22 protein-coding genes are annotated in these 23426 nt (G+C 38.5%); 7 read left to right on the forward strand and 15 right to left on the reverse strand.

Translation table 11 applies throughout. The features are described from left to right. Positions 1 to 28 precede the first annotated feature (28 nt). From H5058_RS10380 to H5058_RS10410, 7 genes are all read right to left on the reverse strand, one after another. The gene (locus H5058_RS10380; RefSeq protein WP_182678023.1) at positions 29 to 2434 is read right to left on the reverse strand and encodes an Ig-like domain-containing protein; all 2406 of its coding nucleotides are present in this window, start codon (positions 2432 to 2434) and stop codon (positions 29 to 31) included. A 156-nt stretch (positions 2435 to 2590) separates the two neighbouring features. Continuing rightward, positions 2591 to 3871, reverse strand: coding sequence for a PD-(D/E)XK nuclease-like domain-containing protein (locus H5058_RS10385; protein WP_182678025.1), 1281 nt, complete (start codon positions 3869 to 3871; stop codon positions 2591 to 2593). Between the two features lie 152 nt (positions 3872 to 4023). Continuing rightward, positions 4024 to 4452 carry a hypothetical protein gene (locus H5058_RS10390; RefSeq protein ID WP_182678027.1) on the reverse strand — a complete coding sequence of 143 codons (429 nt, stop codon included), beginning with the start codon at positions 4450 to 4452 and terminating at the stop codon, positions 4024 to 4026. Positions 4453 to 4793: 341 nt separating this feature from the next. After that, positions 4794 to 5219, reverse strand: coding sequence for a hypothetical protein (locus H5058_RS10395; protein WP_182678029.1), 426 nt, complete (start codon positions 5217 to 5219; stop codon positions 4794 to 4796). A 74-nt stretch (positions 5220 to 5293) separates the two neighbouring features. Then, positions 5294 to 5911, reverse strand: a complete 618-nt coding sequence (locus tag H5058_RS10400) for a hypothetical protein (RefSeq protein WP_182678031.1) — start codon at positions 5909 to 5911, stop codon at positions 5294 to 5296. 320 nt (positions 5912 to 6231) lie between these two features. Next, positions 6232 to 6606 (reverse strand): WGR domain-containing protein, encoded by a 375-nt coding sequence (locus H5058_RS10405; protein WP_182678033.1) that lies wholly within the window; start codon positions 6604 to 6606, stop codon positions 6232 to 6234. A gap of 180 nt (positions 6607 to 6786) precedes the next feature. Further along, the gene (locus tag H5058_RS10410; protein WP_182678035.1) at positions 6787 to 7647 is read right to left on the reverse strand and encodes a PDZ domain-containing protein; all 861 of its coding nucleotides are present in this window, start codon (positions 7645 to 7647) and stop codon (positions 6787 to 6789) included. 801 nt (positions 7648 to 8448) lie between these two features. Between H5058_RS10410 and H5058_RS10415 the strand changes: the two genes are divergently transcribed. The 5 genes from H5058_RS10415 to H5058_RS10435 all read left to right on the forward strand — a co-directional run bounded on the left by H5058_RS10415 (position 8449) and on the right by H5058_RS10435 (position 10702). Next, entirely contained in the window at positions 8449 to 8928 is a 480-nt protein-coding gene (locus H5058_RS10415) for a DUF6884 domain-containing protein (protein ID WP_182678038.1), read from the forward strand. Further along, positions 8916 to 9176 carry a hypothetical protein gene (locus H5058_RS10420; protein ID WP_182678040.1) on the forward strand — a complete coding sequence of 87 codons (261 nt, stop codon included), beginning with the start codon at positions 8916 to 8918 and terminating at the stop codon, positions 9174 to 9176. Before H5058_RS10415 ends, H5058_RS10420 begins: the two co-directional genes overlap by 13 nt. Further along, positions 9173 to 9565 (forward strand): hypothetical protein, encoded by a 393-nt coding sequence (locus H5058_RS10425; RefSeq protein WP_182678042.1) that lies wholly within the window; start codon positions 9173 to 9175, stop codon positions 9563 to 9565. The genes H5058_RS10420 and H5058_RS10425 overlap by 4 nt, the downstream gene beginning before the upstream one ends. After that, the gene (locus H5058_RS10430) at positions 9566 to 10186 is read left to right on the forward strand and encodes a VRR-NUC domain-containing protein (RefSeq protein WP_182678043.1); all 621 of its coding nucleotides are present in this window, start codon (positions 9566 to 9568) and stop codon (positions 10184 to 10186) included. 69 nt (positions 10187 to 10255) lie between these two features. Further along, positions 10256 to 10702: a hypothetical protein gene (locus tag H5058_RS10435; protein ID WP_182678045.1), complete on the forward strand. Its 447-nt coding sequence runs from the start codon at positions 10256 to 10258 to the stop codon at positions 10700 to 10702. A gap of 58 nt (positions 10703 to 10760) precedes the next feature. Here H5058_RS10435 and H5058_RS10440 read toward each other — a convergent pair whose 3' ends face one another. After that, positions 10761 to 12656 carry a DNA ligase gene (locus H5058_RS10440; protein ID WP_182678047.1) on the reverse strand — a complete coding sequence of 632 codons (1896 nt, stop codon included), beginning with the start codon at positions 12654 to 12656 and terminating at the stop codon, positions 10761 to 10763. Positions 12657 to 13050: 394 nt separating this feature from the next. Here H5058_RS10440 and lepB point away from each other — a divergent pair, with 394 nt between their 5' ends. After that, entirely contained in the window at positions 13051 to 13647 is a 597-nt protein-coding gene (gene lepB / locus H5058_RS10445) for a signal peptidase I (protein WP_182678049.1), read from the forward strand. A gap of 27 nt (positions 13648 to 13674) precedes the next feature. Here lepB and H5058_RS10450 read toward each other — a convergent pair whose 3' ends face one another. Continuing rightward, a complete protein-coding gene (locus tag H5058_RS10450; protein ID WP_182678051.1) occupies positions 13675 to 16128 on the reverse strand; it encodes a phosphoadenosine phosphosulfate reductase family protein in 2454 nt (817 codons plus the stop codon). A gap of 612 nt (positions 16129 to 16740) precedes the next feature. On the opposite strand from H5058_RS10450, the gene H5058_RS10455 reads away from it, so the two are divergent. Continuing rightward, positions 16741 to 17115 (forward strand): hypothetical protein, encoded by a 375-nt coding sequence (locus H5058_RS10455; protein WP_182678053.1) that lies wholly within the window; start codon positions 16741 to 16743, stop codon positions 17113 to 17115. A 242-nt stretch (positions 17116 to 17357) separates the two neighbouring features. Here H5058_RS10455 and H5058_RS10460 read toward each other — a convergent pair whose 3' ends face one another. The 6 genes from H5058_RS10460 to H5058_RS10485 form a co-directional block, all read right to left on the reverse strand. Further along, positions 17358 to 18161: a PRTRC system ThiF family protein gene (locus H5058_RS10460; RefSeq protein WP_182678055.1), complete on the reverse strand. Its 804-nt coding sequence runs from the start codon at positions 18159 to 18161 to the stop codon at positions 17358 to 17360. Positions 18162 to 18181: 20 nt separating this feature from the next. Then, entirely contained in the window at positions 18182 to 18937 is a 756-nt protein-coding gene (locus H5058_RS10465) for a hypothetical protein (protein WP_182678057.1), read from the reverse strand. Between the two features lie 82 nt (positions 18938 to 19019). Next, complete coding sequence (locus tag H5058_RS10470; protein ID WP_182678059.1) at positions 19020 to 20360, reverse strand: hypothetical protein; 1341 nt, start codon at positions 20358 to 20360, stop codon at positions 19020 to 19022. Between the two features lie 102 nt (positions 20361 to 20462). After that, positions 20463 to 20681, reverse strand: coding sequence for a hypothetical protein (locus tag H5058_RS10475; protein ID WP_182678061.1), 219 nt, complete (start codon positions 20679 to 20681; stop codon positions 20463 to 20465). 17 nt (positions 20682 to 20698) lie between these two features. Continuing rightward, entirely contained in the window at positions 20699 to 21184 is a 486-nt protein-coding gene (locus tag H5058_RS10480) for a hypothetical protein (protein ID WP_182678063.1), read from the reverse strand. Positions 21185 to 21327: 143 nt separating this feature from the next. Then, positions 21328 to 23139, reverse strand: a complete 1812-nt coding sequence (locus H5058_RS10485) for a ParB/RepB/Spo0J family partition protein (RefSeq protein WP_182678065.1) — start codon at positions 23137 to 23139, stop codon at positions 21328 to 21330. Positions 23140 to 23426 lie beyond the last annotated feature (287 nt).

Genomic DNA, 23426 nt, shown 5'->3' on the forward strand with positions numbered 1-23426 from the left:
AAAATTAAAAAAGCCCTTTCGGGCTTTTTTATTTGTCGTAGATGGATTTAAGCTGCGGTATCTCTATCATAAATTCAGCACTGCCGTCTTTTACGTTGGAACCTGGGTAAACAGGAATATTTAATTTACCCCCGGCATTCCCTAAATCAAACTTAATATCTTTCGTTTCACCTGCGCTAATTAGGCTATCGCCGATATATATAGAGTAGGGTGCATCCGACCTTAAACTAATAATAGCATCTTGTAAGCCCGTAGCTAAATTACCTGAGTCAGTCCTCAACTCAGAAGATGTAACTAATGCAACAGGCTTATCATCCCGAAACTTTATGTTAGCTGCTATCGAAAGTGTTTTTAAGCCTTCTAACCGTACCCAGTTTTCAGGTGTATATTTAAAGCTTGCTTGTGTTGTCCCAATATTATCAAACTTATCAACCACTCTTACTGTTAAAGTATATAGCTCACTTTCAAGTAGGGCTGGAAATATTCGGGGTTGCTCTAGCTTCCATGAAGTGGCCCCGGTCGAAGTGTAAGCCAAATAAACAACATCGTTAGCAGGGCCACCCTGGAGTTTTGCATCTAATAACCTGACTGTAGAAGCATCACTGGCAGTAACGGCTAGGCCTGAAATACCTTGAATCATATCTGTAATAGCTAACCCCTTGTAAGTAAGAGCAATACTAGGAGCAGTGTTGTCATTGGTAAACGTTGCTACATGGGCTTTTGGCGAGTAGTTTTCGTGGTTTTCTTTCATTACGGCGTTCACTACATAATTGCCTTCTCCAAGGCCGCTTAAATCAAATTCATAAGAGTAGTTATTTCCATTCATTTCACGCTTAGTGAGCTTGGCTGGAAGTCTTGTGCCATTCGACTCTAAGTAAGCGTCAGTTATATTAATAGCATTGAAGTAATAGCCATTTAGTGGCTGGACAGCATGTACTACTACTTTTTTTGTATTTGGATACCATTCAGTGGAAGTTATTGACGGTATGTGCTGCCCGTTCCAGTAAACATTTGCCCAAGACGGTGAGCTATACAGGCCCCCATCTGAACTCTTAAATGATGCGACAGAGTGAAGGTTGCCGTAAGTGCCTTTGTTTAAAGCATGCGCTGGAGTGTATGTTATGTCGCAGTAGCTGGCTCCCGCTGGTATTACGCAACTCCCCATGTGATTAAACACTTGATCATAATTTCTAACATCTGCTGTACCTCTTGCTGCAAGCACTTCTAATGGTAGTTCACCAACATTTACTTTGCGACTCCAAGAAGACCATCCACGGTCAGAAAATTTATATTGAATTGATCTTGATTTAGGGGCTAATGGTGCAGTGCTAGCAAGCTTCATATCATAATTAACGCCAGCAGTAGCCCAAGTGCGCCGGTCAGAAAATTTTACATAGTTTCTATCAAAGAAGTTGTGTGGTCGTATGTAAACTACATATACATATTTCGGGTCTACATCCTTATAAACCGCACTGTGACCATTGGGGATAATACCCCCACGGGCATTCTCATACCATTGAGATCGTTCTATCCTAAACATTGAGCGAACTGGGTTGGTTTTAACTTCCATGCCAGGCTTATAGGGCACATAACCTGTCTGTCCACCCATAACATTGGTTGAGTCAGGATCATAAACGGCATACATTTCCGCTTGGTTATTAACTGTGTCGAAATACATAAGCTGTTTAGTTGAATAACCTTTGTTTCCAGCTTTATCTATGACCTCAAATTGTAGGCCAAATAATCGCGTACCATCATCACCACTAGGAAACCACCCATTACCATTGCCTATATATGCTTGGTTGGATTGTTGGTCATACTGAGCTCGTGAGAGCTTCAATACCTCTGAGCCTTCAGTGATTATGGCATTTACATGCGATACACCAGAATTTGAATCATTTATGTTGGGCGAATAATAGTTATTATCGTGATATTCACCGGTATACCAAACGTTAGCTGGCTGATTTAAACCATCAACCCCACCATAACTCTTGGCTATAGGTGCGCCGGCTGTTGGTGGTGTTGTATCAATGACCAAGGGGTAGGAATCTGTTTGTAGTACCTTGCCGCTGAGATTAATAATTTCAGCGATCAACACATAAGAGCCATCTTGTGGTTTTTTAATAGTAAACGTCTTGCCGTAGTAATCGCGGCCAAGAGCGGAAATGCGGTCGCTCACATTAATAACATCGCTAGATAGCGTTTGTACTGCTATTCCTGCGCTCGACTTCAGCGTTAGCCTTAGCTTTCTGTCTAACCCCCCGGACACTTTGATACTCATGCTTGATTTGGGATTGAAATATTGATCAGATATACTTTGTTCAACGCTGGAATTATTCATATCAGTCATTGATAAAGTCAAGACCTCAGAATAAGCGCTGAAACTTAGTGTAGCGAGCAAAGCCAATGCCGTTTTTGATAAATGTTTTTTCATAACTTAAATTCCTAGTCGAACATGCAAGCTATTTTATAAAAAAACACTCTGAGTTATCTGTGATAAGTGGTGCTATTTGAGGGTACTTAATAGCCACAGTGTTGCAGAAGTCTTGTGTGTGTCGGTTATGCGCCTACATGAGTGGCGCATAACTACTTATGCGCGGCCACGTTTTGGTAGGTATAAAATCGAAGAGCTATTTGATGTGTACCCCGACCACTGATCTGTATCAATAGACTGCTTCAGGTTTTTAATGTGTTTGTGAAAATTTCTACCAGCTATCTCCCAATCTTCATCGGAAAGCTCAAGCACTTCACATATATCAGCCTCTATGTATTCACAGGTCACAAACGGGAATACGTTTTCAGGACAGGGTATACCTGCTAGGCGACCTACATAGGTATACATATACGCCTGCAAGTCGTAACCTAAATCAGCGAACTGATAAGATGCCATCGTTGGGTTTGCGCTTCGAGTTGTCTTTACGTCTGCTGGTATGCCATCGCGGGTCAGCCAGTCAAAGCGCACTTTAAGCATCATGCCAGTTTCAGGGCATTCAGCGATAACAGAAAGCTCAGCAAATCCATCTTGCAATATAGCGTTAGCGAAGTCATGATTTCTCATTGTTTCACAAGCACGGTGAGCATCATCCCAAACTACAGGGTCTATAGCTGTTTTCAAAAGTAGCGGTTTAACTTCATCATGCTTTAGTGTGTCAATTAGGTTTGTGCGACTTGATGAGGCTGCTATTACCTCATAAGCTTTATCAACAGCTGATTGACCTGCATTAGCGATTATGTGCTGTTTTTGCATTTCCTCAAATATTTCTATAGCTGGGTCAGCAGTAATCAAACGCTCAATTAAAACCGCTTTCGTGCCCGATACAGGCAAGCCATGCTCTTTGCACTTGTCGCGCAAATCATCCAGAGAGTTAAGGGTGTTGGGGTAGTCCACTTGGTTAAGCAGTTTAAAGTACCTATTGTAAAATCCTTCAGGCTCAAGCACCAGCTCATGTGCATATGTACCAGCATCGAATGTACGCTCTGTTTGCTTGCTAATCCTTTTGCGATCAATTTTATCAACGTATGCTCTTTTGTAATGAGCTGGTGACTTGGCGTATTTTTTAACTTTGCTAGAGCTAATAGCATCGAGAGAGTGGTATACCTCGTTTTCCATACCTGAGTAAATACCAGCAACTAAACATCCAGATGCATCTATGAAGTTAGGCTTTCCATTTGAGTCATAAGCAGGCGTAACATTGAAAGGCAGGTTTTCATTTAATGACGCGATTTCAATATCGTAATCACTTAAATACAAGCGCTGGTTAGTGCTTATCGAAGCAACTGATTTTGCTTCTTGCTTTAAGTAATCATCAATAATATCTAAGTAGCCTGCATCAAATGCATTATCAGATATAAACAAACCAGTTCCAATCATTTCTAAACCACTAAATAAGCTAATTAATTAAAACCATTAAACAACGAAAACAAAAACGCGCAAGTACCTTTGCGCGTTGGTTTGGGGATAAATTTTTAGGTTAAATGAAATCACGGTAGCAATTTAATATTGAGGTTACTGAGTTCAGTAAATTATATAGGCTCATCTTTTGCCATGAAGCTCATGCATTTGAAAGCTCTAAATACTAAAATGCCAAATGCACCTAAGCAGAATATACCGAACATACTCTGTAGGTTTCTGGCTAACTGGACAAACTCAGCTGGGTTATTCTGTAGTACCTCATATTCTGGGATTGGTAAGCTAAGCAAGAAGTCGATATAAACTCCAACCATTAAAGCAAGTATTGCAAAAGTAAATATGCCGAAACATATTAGCGCCGTGCGTTGCAAGTGCTTAGCATAATGAAAAGTATTACCTTCAGCCCTTCGAGCTATAACGTACCCAGCTATACCTATACATAGGAAATATAAAGGCAGCAACAGTTGCAGGTAGGCATATGACATACCTGCAATAAACATTGAAATATAAAGGAGCTTAATAAGATTTTTTGAACTAACCATTTTTAGTTTTCCACATAAAAAGTACCCATGAATTATACTTAACTTCCAAAAATAACGCTAAGAATTAAACTCGTGGTTGAGTGTCTGAGAGTTTAAGCCCATCTATTTCCCCAAGTAGCAAGAGATAAACTTACCCGGTATCGGAAGCCCGTTTAAGCTTGGTTGACCATTACAGCATCTTCTCGCTGCACTAGCCTGACTAGCCTTTTTATGATTTAACCAAATTGGCAGTATAGAGCGGAACCACAGGCTGCCAAACTCGTCTTGAAAAACTTTTTGCTTATTCATATAGCCCTCAGATCGTCACGATAATTTTTTTAAACTCGATATAATGACTAGTCTCACGCATTAGCAAGCTTACCCAGATCAACTATTGTAATGTCTTTTAACTCATAGCTATCAAGCCAACTGCTGTCGCAACTTGGGCATTTCCCAATCATGTGACCTTGCTTTTGATCACAGTTGAAAGTGCCAAATTGAATTTCGGTGGATTCATCTTTATAAAACTGACAAACAGGGCAAGACTGAGGTGATAGCAAGTATCGCTCACGCTGCTCATCAGTTAATGAAACAGCATGATTATCACCACATGTCTTTAAAGTGACATCATGAAGGGTAAAAGCAACATTTGTAGTAGAGAAGCAATCACGACAATCTACATCAAAAGAAAGTATATTTTCGACCAGATCTAATGAGTTATAGGCCAAGTTTGTAGAAGAACAGAAAATGCATGATTCTTGATTTGTACTCGATTTAATTTTACACACTGTAAATGCTCATTAATAAATTTATAAAATTGCACAACAATTATTTATCTAGTAGTCGTTGTGCATCAGACAGATTATTTATACTGAACCGTTGCTGATAGACCTTCATACCCGCTTTCTAGCAAGTATCTATATAGGTTCGCCATTAAGTCGCCAGTGTGACGTTGGAGCAATGCAACATCTTCTCTGCTACAACTCAAATTTATAAAAAAACCATTTACCTCAACTTTAATGGGGCTTGGTGGTGGTGGGAGTAGGCTGCTAATCACTTCAACATCTTTAACGTTTATTGAGCACCCGTCTTTAGGTGTGAAATGCAAAGCCAAACTCATTGTATCGGCTTTAACACCCGGTTTTCGTACTAGCGCACCATAAAGGAAGCAACGATGCCCACTAGAGCTAACAACAGTTGAAAAGCAAACCAAAGAATCATCACCATTTAACTGATCTAGTATGATTTTCTTTGCTTCTTCACGACTTAAGTTTTCACTTGCTTGATTAGCTTTTACGATACTAGCTTTTGTATAGCCAAGCGCTTGCAAACCATTGTTGCGGTTTAAGCGTGACTTACAGCATATATTCAACAGATTAACCTCTTCACTACCGGCAAAACCATTACCACCTCTAAATGGAACAGTAATAGTATGAAACTCAAACTCATCGCCAAACTCATCAACTTCTAATACGTACATCACTAACTCCCCATTTTTTTTCTGAATTGAACTCTTTGACCAGCGTCAAAGAAAAACTTTAGTCCAGCTGCACGGCATCTACGGCCTAGCTCAATAGACTGTTTTGTGTGATCAGCATAAGACTGCATTTGATCAACAAGCTTTCCAGCTGTTAAGTGCTTCAGCTTCGAGCTAACAGCCTCTTCCTCTTGGTTAATGCATGGCACTACTTCTAGCTTGCGCAACAACCCATATGCCTCATTGCGAGGGATTTTAACCATCATATTTAATAACCTCCGACTAATTAAAAAGGGGCGCAACCGTTAAATTGCGCGTTACGTTTAAGCTAGAGCCATGCCGCCCCAAAACTGCTCATCAGGTACTTCTTCAATAACAACCTTTACTTCAGGTGCTTCCTGCTTCAATGAGCTAGGCGCTGTTAACGCATTTATACGCTTATCCCTTACTATTTTATAAGGGTCACTTTTCTTTATGGTTTTTGAATCAACAAGTGATGTAGCTTTTAACTGAGCCGAATGGAAATCACTAAAAACAGCAACTTCTTTTGCCTTTGTATTAGTGCCAATGCGACCGAACCGTCGAGTAACACTATAGCGATTAGCACTCTGCCAAATTAAGACTTCATAGAACTTATGACTGTTAATACTCGAATCGTTATGCTCTAAATACCACTCATGAATAATTTTATCTTTCACAATATGACTCCCAACAAGTTGTTTAATTACTAACAATTGTCAGTCGAAAGCCAAAACGCGCAATAGGTAAAAACTAAATTTTTTTTATTAAATTTAAAAAATAGGGCTGGTGGATTTATAGACAACAGATTGAGCAGGGGAGGCCGCAGAGCATGAACTGTGGCCGCAGAAAAAATATAACTAAATGGCTAGAGAAATAACAATCTCTCGGTTGTTGCGCAAAATTGTAATTACGCATTGCTTAGAATTAGCTGGGTAGGCTGAAAGAATATCGAGTAGATGTTGTGAATCGGCAATGTTAGTTTGGTTTACACGAACAATAATGTCGTTTGGTATTATACCGGCGTAGAAAGCAGGGCTTCTTTTATAAATCAATGATACCAGCGCCCCAGTATTGCGCTCCAGTTCTATGGCTGCATCTAAGGGCAAGTCTGTAAACTTAAAACCAAACCTATGTTTTTGTGTACTTTTAACAAAGTAGTAAGCTTTTTGATCATACCTTCTGTTTGTCACCGTATATGGTACTGTTCTTGTAACATAAGCCGTAGCAGATGAAGTTAACTGCTCAACACCCTGATCACCACATCGGTTGCATGATGAGTTATTTTCTAATGGGCCATAATTACTATCCACATGAAACTTGCTATTTACCTGTTCAGACTTTATCAAAGTTACCTTGTCGCTTACTTTTTTCAAGTGCGTGCTAATCTCGGTGTTAGTATAATCAGACTGAGTGAGCACATGAGTTGCGCCCAAGCTAACTGCTTGCTCAACCACGTTTGAAATCGACTGTAGCGGTGCGTTAAAGGAGGAGTACCCCAACAAGACAAAGCCGTTTGATACTTTGTTATAAACATCATTTTTTATATTAGTAGTTACCTCAATACTTGGCTGCTGTCCTTCACGGAGATAAACCACATCCTCCAAGTTGGACTGAATTGCCATTGGCTGATAGGTAGTTTTAAAGCTGTTTACTGTCATGCAACCGCTGAGAGTTAAAGCTGAGATAGCCGCCAGAATAAATATACTTAGTGATTTCATTGATTAATAACACCTTTAGCCATGAGAAATTCCGCCCATACATCTTGCCATGTAGAGGATGCACTAAAACAGTTGTTTTCAGCAAACTTTACAAATGATCTATGTATGCTCGTAATAACGTCATAGCTTTCACAGCGCAAATGGGAAAATATAGATTCTTTTCGAGTTATTGAGTTAATTGTTCCAGATGATAACGCTCTTATATCGTTTAATAATTTAGTGTTTTTCATTTAATGTACGTTCGTCTTGATGATTAATATTAATAACTATTAAACCAAAGTTATCAAAACGCGCAATAAGCATAATTATCAGACTCCAGGTGAAACCCAAACTGAAATATGCCTCGTCTGACCTACATCAATATCGAAGCACAATTCGTCTCCGCGCACCTCGCTTGCAAATGGCGCATCAAATGTAAATCGTTTACCCATAAAGTTCAAATCCAAAGCAAGCAATGTATCAGGTGGTGTATCAACAACAATATCAAACCTTGCCCAATTAGATTTCTCTGATAAATTTCTCTTTATAGTGACTCTTACACAATCAATTACTAGCGTTTTTAATTTTTTAATGTATATAATGTCACTAACATATTCAGCTTATAGAAACATAATTCTAATGGAAACACTATTACTGTTAGTAAGTAATTATTGTTTTGAAATAGGGTGATAATTGCTTGTCATTGAGGGGCTTATATTTGTTTATGTGCAAGCATTCTAATTTAAATAATATAAATTTCTATTTTATTGCCGAGTTAATTAAGTTAATAACGCTAGAAATTGAACTTGTGTAGGTTAATTTATGAGAAAGCTTTATATAATTGAAGCAACGGGTAACAAAAGTGAAGGCCATAATGTCTTGCCAGCACAAGAGATTTATACAGATCAAGCATTTGTAAATTGTAAAAATGTGCTAGAAGAAGAAAGTTTACCGTGGCTAATCCTATCTAAAATGCATGGCTTAATATGGCCTAACAGCAGAATAATTCCATACAACGAAGAATTAATGTCGGATTCGGAAGTTTACCAAAGGCTAGCTCGGACCCTTCAAAACAAACAGATTCTTGCCAATACCATTATTGGTCTGTACGCGCTTACCAAGCCTAAGAGCTTAGAACTCGATAGCTGGCGGTTAGATGTTTTAAAAACAACAGAGTTCATCTTGGTGGGCAATGAGGGTTCTGCATGTCTGGCCATGACAGAGGCAGCGCTACATAATTTTAAAGTTACTAAGAAAGATTTTATAAATTTTTATTCTGAGGGTGAGAAATGTTTACTATAAAAAACTTCCAAAATAAATATGAATGCTCAAATGTTTCTGAGTTAATTGAAACTCTTAAATCTAAATGTGCAGGTAAGTCTGTTGGTATAAGCTTTAAGTTAGCAAGTGGGATCATTAAATCGAGATATGTAGATGTATCGCATTGTGGAAGAATCACAGACACTTACCAAGAAAATCTACCGGTTAACTTTAAAGAAATCGAAGCTTTAGCAGTCAACGCCAATGTAAAGAGTGACGCACTTTCATGAGAGTAGTATCTGGATATTTAGCTTTTGATTGGTTAGAGCGTAAGTTGCAGCAACACTCTAACCGAGATCTAAATAAAAGAGACTCCATCAAAATGCTCTGCCTATATTACGTTAGGGTTCTAGTAGCTCCCTATAAGTTCAACCTACTTATGGTGGGGATTATAGGCCTGTCTATTTATAGTGATGCAGCACAATGGCTTGTCATTACACAAATACTCTTAATCGTGGCACTACCAGTAAAACCATTAGTAAACATGATCCTAATTGGCCTTGCCTACAAAAAAGGCCGATTAGAAGCTGAGAGTGGTAAAACATACAATAACACTTACAGGTATGGCTCTGAGCAACACAGTGCGTATTCAGAAAGCTATTATAAGGTTAAGAGCTAAATGGCTGTTTTATCAGTAACAGAAAGGCAAGAGCTTTTTTCGCTGTCAAAATATGGTGCAGCAACCGGTAAGAAGCGATCAGTCTTACCAAGTTCACTAGGCGTTAATGCTCGTAAAGAAATTCAAAAGGTAACAAACGACAATGTAAATTGTCACCGCAGAGAAATCACTCGGTTAAACAACAACCCGGAGCTAATAAAAAAAGACCGAGAATATTATGAGCAAACTTTATTTTTTGCTGATGTATACGATGAGTTTCCATTGGCGTACAAATTATTAGCTGCTGTACCAAATGGCGGTTTTAGAAAAAAGGCTGAGCGATGGCGTTTAATAGCGAGTGGTACTAGAGCTGGCTGGCCAGATGTTCAACTTTTATTGCCAAAACATAATTCTCACGGTTTGTTTATTGAGTTCAAAAAACCCGTAGAGTGCTACAAAACAATAGGCGCGGCCAAAGCCGCACTCCAAGACCATCAAATAGATATGCTAAATATTTTAAAAGAGACAGGGTATGCTTGCTTTGTTGCATATGGTCACAATCAGGCAATGTGCATCATACGAGCTTACCTATCATCAGATGCAAATGCACTTTCAGAGCTAGAGTTAACCTTTAAAGTTTAACTAATATGGTGTAAGCAATTAAATTAAAAATAATGATTATTAAACAGTAACTAAAAAAGAGGATGTTACATGAGTTCTACAGAGCTAAGTTTTGATTTAGAAAAGGTTATTCAACCACCCAATGCAGCAATACCAATTTATGCACACGTTAAAGTAATAAACGGTGAGCTAAAAAGCACGATGGCATTTACGCGATATGAAGATTTTTTAGATCAGCAGATTATCAATAAAATAGTTATGCCAAACAGACAAATGAAAGAGGTAGCTAATAATTATATTGACACAGACTTGAGCGAATTTATGGATAATTTATTTATTCAATTTAATCATGCCATGTACGAAAACTTTTATTACTTTAGACCTTTGCAAGCTGGCTCTATTATGTTGTCAACATGGTATGAAAAAAACAAAGATAAACCACCACACAAAGTTTCAGAATTTATATACAATTTCTCGCTAGAGTGTTCAAAGTTAAACTGGCGAATTTCTTTGAAAGAGCAACCAAAGGCCTTTTAGAATAAAGGGTTGCTAGACTATTTATAAGTCTAGCAACTCGAACATTAAAAGTCTTAAACTAATAACGATCCCAATACTCTTGCTCAGTGATTATTTCAACACCTAACTTTGTTGCTGCATCAGTTTTTGTTTTCCCAACCTTTTCCCCGCAGCATAATATGTTGGTTTTCTTATTTACCTTCGCCTGAACACATGCATTCTTACTGGTTGCATCAGCAATTAATTCTGCGCGGGGTCTGCTCATAGTGCCAGTGAATACTATGTTTATACCATTTAATAATCCCTCATCACCTTTAGCTGGAGCGGGAGCTGATACTTGATCCATAGTATGTTGAATATTAAAATTTTGATTTAGTAAAAACGTAAGCGTTTCACTTTGCTCAACCAATGCCTTTGCAATAGAATTTGCTTTAATACGGCCAAAACCGGCAATTTCTTCAATTTGGCAAGGCTTAATGTCACCCAGCTCATTGATTCGGTAGCGGGCTAATAGCTTCTTGCTGTCGCCTTTTCCTAGTTTAGATATACCTAATGAAGCTAAAAGCAAATTATCACGTAAAGGCTCTGATTTTAGCCTTTGTATTTCTGCAACAAAGTTTCTGGCTTGCCCAGCACCGAAGCCAACCGCCATATAAGCTTCTTCGTTCATTAAGAGTATTTGTTCGACACACACATAATCCGAGGCTACTAGCTTTTCTACACTTTTCATCCCAAAGAGATCAGCTTGAACAGACTGAAAAAAATGAATGATTTTAGTTACTGACTGAGCAGAGCAATTATCACTCTCGCAAAAAAGGTGCGTATCAACTCCAAAAGTGTTTTTTCTCCATACCACAGGCGTTGCACAACAAGGGCATTCGCTTGGTAAATCGGGATTTACTTTTACTTCAGTTCTGATGTGTTGTGGTATAACAAAACCTGACCTTTTTAAAGACATCAATGCACCTTTGCCTAAACCATGCTCTACAATATAACCCGCATGATGTGCCGTTACCTTCGATATAACCGCACCACTTAATTCAACAGGCTCTATGTTGATTACAGGACTTAATCGGCCTGATTTACCAACTTGCCATACGATCTCTTTAACAGAGCTTTGTGCCACCTCACCAACGGACTTTAGAGCAATTTGCCAAAAATGATTACTTGATGAACTGCCCATAAATAATTTTAGCTCATCGTTAGCAACTTCAATTATAGTGCCGTCAAGCATATAATTAGACGTAATCTTTGTTTCTTGTACTAATGCATCAAGGTTTTCCAATAACTCGGCGCTATTAACTGTTATTTGCGGCATATCTTTATATAAAACTAGATGTATTGCCCCATCTTTAAGAGCTTTTTCAGCATGCTCATTAAAGTTATCACTACTAGCTAAGCCTGCGATAAAGTTGCGTGGATGTGAAAAGTGAGCTGAAAGGTTTTGCTCAAAATAATCAAGAGGAACTACAACCTCGCCAACACCAGCCACACTAGAGCTACCTATTATACGTAAGCCAGAATGGATCAACTTAGTTATATCTGTGCCAAACTGCCCATCACCTCGCGTAACTAGTTGCTCACCATTAGCGGTAATGCGGCCAGCAATACCATCTAACTTAGCTTTTACTTTAAATTGTAAATCAGATGGATTTAAACCCATTTGAGCAGCGGCTTTTTCGCAGCGAACTATAAACGACTCAAGCTGTGCCGTTTCATATGCTTTTTCTGTTGATAGCATTGGGGCAGGGTGCTTTACTCTGTTTTTAGCTGTTACAGCGCTCGTTTCTTGTGGGAGCGTAAACAATGAGTGGTTTGGGTCAATTTCAGAGAGAGCTTTCATATAGACGAAATCAAACTCATGATCACTGACTAAAGGGTTTCCTTTGCGGTACTCAGCGTTAAGGTATTCACATAAGCTTGATAGCTCTTGGTTAGATAAAAGGTTAACTTCTTTAGACAATAACAGTTTCATATTTAATCCATATCTTTTTTATTTAATAGATTAATTATGTATCAGGTTTCAAATCGCGCAATAAAAAAAACCTAGCGGGGGAGCTAGGTTTTGGCTGGGTTTCTCAATCACTTAATTAAGGTAGGGCATCTGTAAGATCAACATCAACTAAGGGTATTCTAAACGCATAAGATTGATACCGCAAGACTGTGTTTGGTTTTTTTAGTGAGATTCTTAATGGATTTGATATAATTCTTACAAATTCAATGATGAGCGTGTACGAAGTTAAAATATGATCAACTTATTTAATCTAATACTTACAATAAGCACATTAATTACGGGTGCAATTTATGCTTTAGAGGTATTTAAGTGGCAACCCGCACGAAGTAGAGCGGCCACAGGTTTAGCACTAGGGATGGACAAATCAAAACAGCTGGCAGCGGAAAGGCCAAGACTTGTTACTACATACATTTTTCTATTTTATGTGTTATTTATTGTGTTTTTTGTTCGCTCATTCCTTTTTGAGCCTTACAACATCCCAAGCGATTCAATGAACCCGACTTACAAAACAGGTGACAAGGTGCTCGTTGAAAAGTTTGCATATGGTATACATGAACCTTTATTTCACAAGAGGCTAGTAAAGCTAAGTAGCCCTAATCGTGGTGATGTGGTGGTTTTTCGCTTACCAGACAATCCAGGCATGAATTATATTAAGCGCGTAGTTGGTATACCAGGAGATACCGTAATCTACCAAAATAAAAAGCTTATAATAAGAGATAAGCACAATAAAGAAGTTATATTAAGTGGTGGTTATCAAGTATTAGCTGACCAAAATAAACCAAGTAAAATAGACAGTTATTATATTCAAGAAAACATGGCTAAAGGTGAGTGGCTAGTTCCTGAAGGCCATTACTTCTTGATAGGCGACAACAGGGATAACAGCCAAGATTCTCGCTTTTGGGGTTTTGTGCCGGGGCAAAACCTTGTTGGTCATGCTTTAATTAAAGTTTAGCCTATAACTTAGCTTTAACTATAAGCATCAAGCAAAATCAAACTCGGCTTGCTCTGACTTAACTAAAACACAGCTAGGCACACCTAAATCAATATACCCATTTACTTCAAATACTGGCTTTGCCACCTCCGATAGAGCATTTACTAAATGCTCTATCGCATATTTCAATTCAAGTTCTAAAGCTAAAGGCTGGCTCTCTGCATACCTTTTTATGTGATCAGATTCAAATAAATCAAAGTCTCCAGTATTTAAAATATATTGAAACTCTTTGTTCTTTAGCAACTGATATTTTTTTGATTTAACATCAAATTTTTTATTGAATTTACTTTTGACTGTAGATATTTCATTTTTAAGATTAACTAAAATACGTGTAATAGATTGTATTTCCTCACCGTTATACATCATGTTTTGCATGTTCGCATGAATGTTAGTAGCTAATATGAACAATGTTTTAAACTCGTTTAATAGCTTTCTTTGCTCTTGATACTCCAACTTATAACGCTTAGCTGCTTTCGATTCAGCTTTGTTTGCTTTCACCCAAGCTTTACGTTTAGCATCTACAGCTAGTTTACGGTTAGCTTCTGCATTTTCAATTTCCTGTTGGGCTGCTTTTTCAGAAGCAACCTTTTTAGCTAAAACTTTATATTCACTGTCATTCAAGAGTAGCGGTTTTAACTTTGGGTCGTTCGCTATACTTTCCATTGTTACATCACCTGTTACGCCCATGCGGTGATATGCTTGCCCCCGTTGAGCCATTGTGTGGTATCGGGCAGATTGACCTTTACCAAGGGTAACAGCACCCATGCGTAACAAATATGATGTTGAGTAATATGGCTTGTAATTACCATCGCGCTTATCCGCATTCAGTTGCTTATACTCATTCCAAACAATAAATTTAGCGACATCAAGATCAACGTCAAAAACTTCAGTGTCCACATAATCAACTACTCTACGGTTGCCTTCATTTGTTTTTATAACACGATGAGTTTGACTGGCTTCGCTATCAAAGTACGTTAGCTCAGTCCAAAAATCGGAAAGGCCATCCATATTTGAACCGTCAGCCCACGTATCAACTTTTAACCACATCGGTTTGGGTTGTTGCACTCTTTCAACTATAGGCATTGTATCCGCTTCTTCAAGCAGCTCTAGCTCGTTGTGCGTATAAACTTTGTGCCATAACTCAATAGCTTCAAACGGCAATTTCTGAAAGTGATGCATTGACCATAAAAACTCGATTGCAATTAATTGCCTTTCATCAATTATTTGAAATTGCGGCTTTGAAAACTGTTGGTTAAACTCGTTATCTTCTACTTGGCCGCTAACCAATTTACTAGCTAGGCTAGCAGCGCGTTGCTGTTCAAGGTAGTCATAACTTAAAATTGCGTGTAACAATTTTTTGAGTGTTTTAGGTGAGTAAACATCGGGTTGTATTTTTATGTAACCCCCGTCATAAATAGTTCTGCCGACAACGTGGCGCAAACTCCAATCATAACGTGATTTAGCTAAAAACTGCTGCACTCTATTTAAACCTTTCATGTAGCTGTACTTAGCAGGATCAGACTCAAGCAACGAAATCATGCTTTTGTCAGTTGTACCTGAAGCAAGGCAAAAAGCGCAACCATGTCTTGCTTGGCAAGAAGTTAGCGCAGATTGTAACTCATCGTCAGGTTGAAAAATCACACATTCGCCACCGCCTGAATCTCTGTATAGATCCACCAGCTTATAAAAATTACGCTGGTAACTTGGCAGAATAGTGAATTTTGAATCGCCTGAGTATGTTAAAAACTCCCATACATTCGCGGCAGTCCATGACTTAATAACGTACATAGCTAGTTTTTTATTATCTTTGCTTTTTGTAACTTTTAGCTCTTGCCCGTTTTGGTTAGCAATGCTGCTTGCTCTGCGGGAACCTTCAAGATCACGACTGCCTAGCAGTAGCACGACATTTGCTTTATCCTCTTTGTTCATGGTTTCTTTATGCAAGGAATCAACTTTATTTGCAGGGTTTATCTTCAATTCATGCGAGCACTGTCTATACTTTGTATTCACGAAAGTAGGCAAGCCACGACCACCTAGAACCCTAGACGGCCATGATGATGTTAGGCTAGGCTTAGCTACATAAACCTGCAATGGTAAGTCATGAGTTTTAATAAACGCCTTTAATTGACTTATACCCTCATCAGCCATAGCTCTCACCTCTGGGTTCTCTATCCCAGTATCTACATGAACCAAATAGTGATGGCTAGATATAGCGTCACCGTTGCGCTTAGCTCTCATTAAAGCCAATAAAACAATTGAAGTTACTACAGTAGAGTCCTTCGCCATTGATGATCCAATTTTCAGAGTTAGTCCTTTTAAAAGTATTTCGTTATAAACTGCATCTACAGAGCTTCTAACTTTATCTTTAATTTCTAAATCTGAATTTTCTAAGTCTTGCTCCCAAGTATCCCAGGAGTCTAACTGTTTAATGTCAATGTTCATAAGGCGCTCTACTTTATCGTTCTAGTTACACTCTATTATACCGAGATATTAAAACGCGCAACCCGTTAAACACATTAAATTAAACTCGCAGGATAGTTCAGGTATAATTCACTAAACACAATGAAATAACATTGTTATACGTTAATGAATGGTAAAAAGTGAATTGTAGGCATGAGAAACATCAGAAGAACAAATAAGTCATTGGCGAACCCACAGATTAGACACCTTAAAGCCCTAACAAACAGTGCGATACAGCACTTCATATCACTAACTGTTAAAACGCTTATCCTATTTTCATTAGCCTTGTTGTTGCCTGACAAGCTAGGTGGCCTTCCTGATAGATTACCCGAAGCATTAATGCTACTAATAAATGTATTCATGATGATGACAATGATTAATTTGGTTTGTACTTACATTAAAATTAATGAATTACGAAGCAAAGCAAGTAAAGCAAAGTAAATTAAGCCTGCCACTCTATAAGTCAGCGCATAACATACAGAAAGTTTAACGCGATCAAATAATAGTGTAAGACACGATTGTTTTGTTCAGGTATAATTCATCTGAATTTTTAAAAGCTACTTTCCTGCACTGCAATGATGAGAGAATTAATGCATGGATGAGACAAACAATCAGCTAAAGCGTTTCACTAAAGCAGAGTTAGACACAGCAATTATGTGTGTAACAGCATGTAAAAATGAATCTATTTCGCATTTAAAGAAAATATTTTGCGTAATAATTATTCTTGGTGTTTCATCAATATACCCACCGAACCTAGTTGAGTGGCTTGGGGTATCTGAAGGTGTAATGGACGCGACAAGGCTAGCTATCTTCTGCTTGTTAACTGTCAGCATATTTAGCGCAGTAACAACCAGAAAAATAATTCAGCATTTTGAAAGTAAACTAAGTGTTTTAGAAATAATAGTTGTGAACACCTCTGTAAATGAACCAATTTCAAAACACACGAACAACTCAACTAAATTAAGCTAATCGTATAGGTTTCCGATAATAACATCATGACTATAGAACTAATCCCCCTTATCAGAGCTGGCGCTATTGGCCTAATTCTAGGTATTGCATTGGTCAACGCCTTACCGCTAGTTCTAGGCTTTTCAAAGTAACTTCATTTTACGATAAAGCACTATTGGTTTTACAATACATACCAAGCATAGAATTTTAACAAAAAAAAATGAGGCGTAATGCCTCATTTTTGTTGCAGTGCATACAACAAATTAAGATTCAGTATAACCATAAAGCGACCACTGTAGGGGGTCAACAGGCATTTTACTAATATCAGCATCATGTAAATCAATGAACAATCCATGATGGCGTAACTCGCCATTACGGAGTAACGGAAATAAAATCATAGAAACCGCGCTTTTAGCAGTCATACTATTAATGCCAAAGGTCTGCTTTGTAATAGCTTGCAAAGTTGAACAAGAATTTACATCCTCTTCATTTTTTGAAGCTTCGCGCCACTGACTACCAAAAAGCTCATAAGGGGTAGGTAGCCGCTTAGCGGCTCCTGTACCGTGACTGCTCTGACTTCCAAGTAAAACGTTGGATTGGTGGTTATCATTACCCAAATCAAGCCACAAGCCCATGCGTTTACGATACTCTAAAGCTTCGCCCACTAATACACGAACAGATGCTTTATCAACTGCGGTAATTACCAAATCATACTTTTCATTATAAAGATCTTCTTTTTCTAGGTAGCGAGGAACAGCTACCCAATCTGTATTACCAAACTGATTGAGTCGATTTATTAAAACTTCGGCTTTATTATGATTAATGTCATGCGACCAGAATTGCTGTCTAAATATATTGGCTTGGCTTACATGATCCCCATCATAAGCTGTTACGTGCAAGCCATCGTGACCAATTGCCACCAGCGTACCGTGCAATTGAAATAAATCAGAAACGATAGCAGAACCAGTACCTCCTAAGCCAATCAATAAAACTTTAATAACGCCAGAGGTCATGCTTTCAGGTAAATAAAAGCTGCGAGAAGTAGAGCTTGAAATCATATTGTTCATTTTTATTCCTAATTAAACCGTTACTTATTACAAAAAAATACTTCGTTCATTCTGTTTGTAAGTACATCACCTAGAGTTGCAAATTCATTCAACTCTACTTTTGGGTTTAATCGGTCTTGTTTGCTGGCTTTTTCCTTCCAAAAATCAATCCCTGAATGAACGCTAGATTTTCCCTTTAAAGCTTTGTCATGCCTAAAGTTTTCAAAAGCACTTTCGTATAGTGTTTCTTGCATTAACCCAATGGTAGAGCTGTCTTTAACCTTTGGCAGCGGGGCAGAGCCTTGGCACAATACATTTGCCGAGTTAAGGTTAGGCAGTGGAGTAGTATATGTCATAGAGTCCATTGTAGGCCGCTCATTAGAGTCCAGCGTAAGAACTCTAAGGTGATTAGAATTTTTTTTGGCAATAAATAGCAAAGTAGGCCAGTTAACTCTAAGCATAAAGGGTTTTTTGCTTGATAGACGAAACCACATTGGATGAAAAACTGAAGGTTGATACCAAACAACCGTATCATAATCTTCAAAAATTAAGTTTTGAGGGATAATGCTTATATGGCTTTCAGCCTTTTGTGACTTACTGGCTTTATTTTCATTTATTATTGATGCCAGTTTTTCAGGGTTTATAATCATCCCTTGTTTAAGGTTGTTATCTGCGTCAAAGTCATGCTTTGTTATAGCCACATCACTGTCGGCTGTATTGTAGAACACTAGAGCGAAATCAGGCTTTGTAATTTTTGTTTCTTGTCGCTTTATACGCGCAGTCGTATCAATGTTCATATTATATTCTCCACAGGAAGCTGGTTGTTTAGGTTTTAAATAACTAAATACTATTATGCATGCTTTTCTAATCGCGCAAGCTCTATTGAATTGAAGCAAGTAAAAGTAAGCAGTAATTGCCAATAGCTATATTTTCAACTTGCTTATACCCAGCTTCACCTTTATCTAGGTTTAATCGTATAGCTCCAGATTCACCTATACTTTGTCGATTTGAGTTTTCAACTTCTAAAGTTTCATCTTCGATCTCAGTACCAAAAGACACAAAACTAAACATTTCCATGTGAGCGTCACTGCCTGACTCCCACACACCTAAATCAAAAGGGTTGTGCGCTATTTCACTAACCACATCTAAAACGGCTGCAATGGTCTTTTTAACCACCAGCTCATTATCATTTAGGTAGTTGGTGCGTACTAGCAATAATTCTTCTTGTAGTTGTAAAACCAATGCCCCAAAACTTTTACCGTTAAAATAACTTAATGGTTCATACCAATCATTCAAGTAAGTTGCTTCATAAAATCGTGCAGCCTGAGAAATTAAGTTAGCGTCATTCTCATAATAAAAACCCAAGGCATTTTTTAGATCACCATCAATTAACTTTTGCACTAACACTTCATCATAATGAGCGGATGCAATTTCGCGTATTAAGCTTTTAGGTGTTTTTAAGTTGTCGAAAACGTCACAAATACCGCCTAATTCATCCCAGCAATCGGAAAACTCTAAAGAATTTGCTTTAAAGCTTAATAATGAAAGAACATTAACGGTTTTGTAAAATAGCTTTGCCAAGGCGGGTGTATAGATACTCATATCAAACATTAACGCTGAAACAACAGCGCCATGCTCTATTCTTATAGCCAAGCCACCATAGTTTTCCTCGTCATATCCACCGCAACCGTAATATGGTTCGTCATGTATAGTTAACTCATAAGACCAATCAGTCTTAGATTGATCATTGCGCCAAGCGTCAAGCTCAGGGGCTAAATCACACTGAACACCTTTACTCTGTAGCATTGATTGAACATTTTTTTCACAGTTTTTTATACGTTCGCTATATGCTAGCAAAACCTTATCAGCTATAAATTGAGCTGTGTCTAATTGTTCAAGTGAGCCAATACGCGCTTCTACTAATGAACCTACAACGTGCTTATCTATCACACCTTCATTTAGCGCCATTACACACAGTTTTTCCCAAAACTCTGAATTTTCAGCAATTTCACTTCTATATGTGAAATCGGTATCAAGACCCAACTCAAGCCTGACCTCTTGCGCCAATGGCACTGGCTGTTTCTTCACAGCCGAGTACCAAGGAATGTAAGCAGGTGGCGTTATAGTAGAGGCGGTAGCTCTGCGACTGGCATTTTCGCTGGGCAATGCGGTGTAAATTGTTTGATAGCTTTTACTGTGGTTATTAGTTGCAAGTTGCATGATTTTGGCACACCTTTTTTAATTTCTTTTTTACTTAACTGCTCTGCGTGGGAGCTAGCACATTGCTTGCTCCAGCGACTAAGAATGTCTTTTAACTCAGGGTCAACCATTGACTTTCACCGGTGGCACAATTACAGGTAAAATCATGCAGCCATTTTCTAGCTTGGCATCTTCCTCGTATATCTCAGTCCAGCGCAATTGCGGGAAGTGCTGACTTAAAAGCCGTTTGTTTTCTGCAATACTAGCCGCTGGGTTAGGGAAAGAAATGTCAGTAGTACCAATACGAAATTTCCACTCAATTGCATTATCATAAATAGCCATTTCAATTATTCCTTATTTTAAAGTGCGCCAGAGTCTGAAAAGAAATCGTAGTTATCATTCATTTCTACATTGGGTAGGGCAGCCTCAACAGGTGATGGCTTAGGAGCTTCAACAACTTTGATAGCATCTTTCTTTACTTTACTTGTAACGCCAGCAGTAACCTTTTCGGCAGCGTCTTTGCTTTTGGTGGCCGCAGCAGGAGCGTTAGTTTTAAGTGCAACAGGTAAAGCTTGAGCGGCTGGTACAAAGCCCTCAGCATATTTTGTGAAGTGTTGGTTGATTTCATCGTCAACCTCTGCGATTTTACCCATAATACGCATTGGAACAGATAAGGCTTTACGCAGCTCCATAGGCTTTGTATTGCATTGCACACCTGAGCTATCGGTAGATGCGCTTGGGATATTTACGATAACTACAACATCATCACCGTTGGTATCTACAGTAATAATTGCGCGAGTTAGTCCAGCATTTCTAATGGTTGAGCATAATGATTGAATGTTCATTTTATAAATCCACAGTAGTTAATTAAAAGGTTATAGAGGTTGGTTGCCTCTTTACTGTTACTAATTTCTCATGGATTTAAAAACGCGCAAGTAGCAAAAAAGGGCATTAAAGCCCTTTTTATAAAAGTATTTTTTATTGTAGTTTATTGTCTTAACAAATCCTGATAATCGGTCGGGGCGTAGTGTGACCAATCAAACTCAAACCCCATTATCTGCTTAATAATTTCAGACTTACGGCTATTGAACAACAAAGAGATTGACCCCTCACCATTGGCTTGTTCGTAGCTATCATTAAATCCCGCATCACTACACATCCTTTGAATTTGAGCTATGTTATACATGTTTAGGCGATCTGAAGTAGGCAGCCAATCAGCAGTAGCAATAGACAACCCATCTTCTCGACTAGCAAGTGCATCAATCATAAGATCAGTAGGACATGTGCCTTCGCGCCCACCAGCGGTTGCATGATGAACAACAGCATTACCCATTTCTTTCTGAATGGTAATTGAGTCAAGACCCATATAAACCATAACTTGTTGATTAAATGTTTTATGTTGCCCCTGTAAACACTCAGGCTTATAGTTTGAAATATTACAAAGCGAAGCTAAGACCATAGCCATTCTGAATCGCTTATCTTGTAGAAAAACATTAGCACTTGAGTGTCGTAATTGCGCTCTGTAATCTTCAAGAGCTGCCGCGCTAGTTTTTCGCTTTAATGAAACCTCAGTTTGTCGTGATTTTATAGCTACTTTTTCTTGTTGTGCATCAACATCAGAACTGGCCTCATGCTCAGTTGTATTAGCTTCTATATCAACAGACTGCTTTAACTCATGTGCTTTCTTCGCATCTTCAATTACCTGTTTATTTGCGGCTGCAAGCTCAGTAAAGCAATCTGTATTAATGCATTGGTCAACAATATAATTACCCCAACGCATAGGGCGATCATCAACTACAACACACTTGCTTTCGCAGCTCATGCATCCATCAGCAAACTGCTTATCACCCACTGACTCTGCTGTAACTGTGCGCCTATCATTTTCAGGTTTTGCCTCCCATAAAATAACGCGCCCATATTTTTCTTCCAACTCTTGGCTTCGAGTTGTTTTTACCCAGCTTTGTGCTTTTTCATTAAAGCATGAGGGCAAGCTGCATTTCGCTTCACATTCGTTATCACCAAGCAAGTCAAACTGTTCGCCAGTGTTATACTGACACTTTTGGCAGTCTGCGGTATCAAATGGTGCTGTTTTGAGGTTTAACTGCCTTTTAGATGCTCTTAGCTTTAACTCTTTCACTGTGTAGGTTTGTGGGTCGGCAAGTATTGCTTCTAAAGTTTGTTCTTGTGTTTTTTCATCGAAGGTAGACAGAATCAGTGCGTGACCAAGAGAAAATTTATTGCTTGGGTCTGCTAGTTTCTCTAAGACATTTTCACTTAAACGCTTGAGTAAAAGGCGCTCACGAAAAACCTTTAAATTTAACCCTAAGTGAAGTGCAGCAGAATTTAAATCTCCATCGTGTAAGCTTAAATACGATTGAGCTAAATCGGCTTCATCTACTATCGAGATATTTTCTCGATCCTTATTTTCGGTTAGCATAATAGCTAATGATTCTTTGTCGGAAAAAGAGTTAACAATAACTGGCACACTAGCTAAGCCAAGCTCTAAAGCGGTGTCGCGTCTGCCATAACCAGCGCAAAGCTCTAAGCGGTTAGGGTTGGTTGTGCTTGGTCTAACGCTAAGAGACTGAATAACACCCTTTGCTTTAATGCTTTCTTTAAACTCAGCTGAGCGTTGTTTATTGCGGCGCTTATTACCGCCAACACTTAAATCACTGATTAGGGTAGGGCAAACGAGCATAGGTGTACCTGATGCTACTTGCGTAAAGTCAAAGCCCATACTAGCTGTAACAACATTGCTCGATACAGCTGAACTCATATTATCTTGTGCCATTGATTGCATACTTTCATTCCCACAGTTGTTATTTGGTTTTGGGTAGTAGGTAAAACCTACTTGGTTACTAACCATTATCCACGAAAGCGAAAACGCGCAACCCCACTATTTAATTGTTGGTTTATGAAGCTATTTACAAATGAAAGATTAAGTTGATCGGGTATACATTCTTAACGTCAATGCGTGACCAGGAGAAGAACTAACATCCACCTCGCTTCGCGCCCGACAAGTCGGGAAAGGAGGGGATTCCTGTTTCATAGCGTATCGCTTTAAAATAAAAAGGCGGTAACTCAAAG

It is taken from the genome of Pseudoalteromonas sp. SR45-4 (assembly GCF_014163535.1).
In the GTDB taxonomy this organism is placed as follows: domain Bacteria; phylum Pseudomonadota; class Gammaproteobacteria; order Enterobacterales; family Alteromonadaceae; genus Pseudoalteromonas; species Pseudoalteromonas nigrifaciens.

Bases quoted from the DNA above. Each gene is read 5' to 3' on its own strand.
- H5058_RS10380 (WP_182678023.1), bottom strand. From the start codon at position 2,434: ATGAAAAAACATTTATCAAAAACGGCATTGGCTTTGCTCGCTACACTA.
- H5058_RS10385 (WP_182678025.1), bottom strand. From the start codon at position 3,871: ATGATTGGAACTGGTTTGTTTATATCTGATAATGCATTTGATGCAGGC.
- H5058_RS10390 (WP_182678027.1), bottom strand. From the start codon at position 4,452: ATGGTTAGTTCAAAAAATCTTATTAAGCTCCTTTATATTTCAATGTTT.
- H5058_RS10400 (WP_182678031.1), bottom strand. From the start codon at position 5,911: ATGTACGTATTAGAAGTTGATGAGTTTGGCGATGAGTTTGAGTTTCAT.
- H5058_RS10410 (WP_182678035.1), bottom strand. From the start codon at position 7,647: ATGAAATCACTAAGTATATTTATTCTGGCGGCTATCTCAGCTTTAACT.
- H5058_RS10415 (WP_182678038.1), top strand. From the start codon at position 8,449: ATGAGAAAGCTTTATATAATTGAAGCAACGGGTAACAAAAGTGAAGGC.
- H5058_RS10420 (WP_182678040.1), top strand. From the start codon at position 8,916: ATGTTTACTATAAAAAACTTCCAAAATAAATATGAATGCTCAAATGTT.
- H5058_RS10425 (WP_182678042.1), top strand. From the start codon at position 9,173: ATGAGAGTAGTATCTGGATATTTAGCTTTTGATTGGTTAGAGCGTAAG.
- H5058_RS10430 (WP_182678043.1), top strand. From the start codon at position 9,566: ATGGCTGTTTTATCAGTAACAGAAAGGCAAGAGCTTTTTTCGCTGTCA.
- H5058_RS10435 (WP_182678045.1), top strand. From the start codon at position 10,256: ATGAGTTCTACAGAGCTAAGTTTTGATTTAGAAAAGGTTATTCAACCA.
- H5058_RS10440 (WP_182678047.1), bottom strand. From the start codon at position 12,656: ATGAAACTGTTATTGTCTAAAGAAGTTAACCTTTTATCTAACCAAGAG.
- lepB (WP_182678049.1), top strand. From the start codon at position 13,051: ATGGACAAATCAAAACAGCTGGCAGCGGAAAGGCCAAGACTTGTTACT.
- H5058_RS10450 (WP_182678051.1), bottom strand. From the start codon at position 16,128: ATGAACATTGACATTAAACAGTTAGACTCCTGGGATACTTGGGAGCAA.
- H5058_RS10455 (WP_182678053.1), top strand. From the start codon at position 16,741: ATGGATGAGACAAACAATCAGCTAAAGCGTTTCACTAAAGCAGAGTTA.
- H5058_RS10460 (WP_182678055.1), bottom strand. From the start codon at position 18,161: ATGAACAATATGATTTCAAGCTCTACTTCTCGCAGCTTTTATTTACCT.
- H5058_RS10465 (WP_182678057.1), bottom strand. From the start codon at position 18,937: ATGAACATTGATACGACTGCGCGTATAAAGCGACAAGAAACAAAAATT.
- H5058_RS10470 (WP_182678059.1), bottom strand. From the start codon at position 20,360: ATGCAACTTGCAACTAATAACCACAGTAAAAGCTATCAAACAATTTAC.
- H5058_RS10475 (WP_182678061.1), bottom strand. From the start codon at position 20,681: ATGGCTATTTATGATAATGCAATTGAGTGGAAATTTCGTATTGGTACT.
- H5058_RS10480 (WP_182678063.1), bottom strand. From the start codon at position 21,184: ATGAACATTCAATCATTATGCTCAACCATTAGAAATGCTGGACTAACT.
- H5058_RS10485 (WP_182678065.1), bottom strand. From the start codon at position 23,139: ATGCAATCAATGGCACAAGATAATATGAGTTCAGCTGTATCGAGCAAT.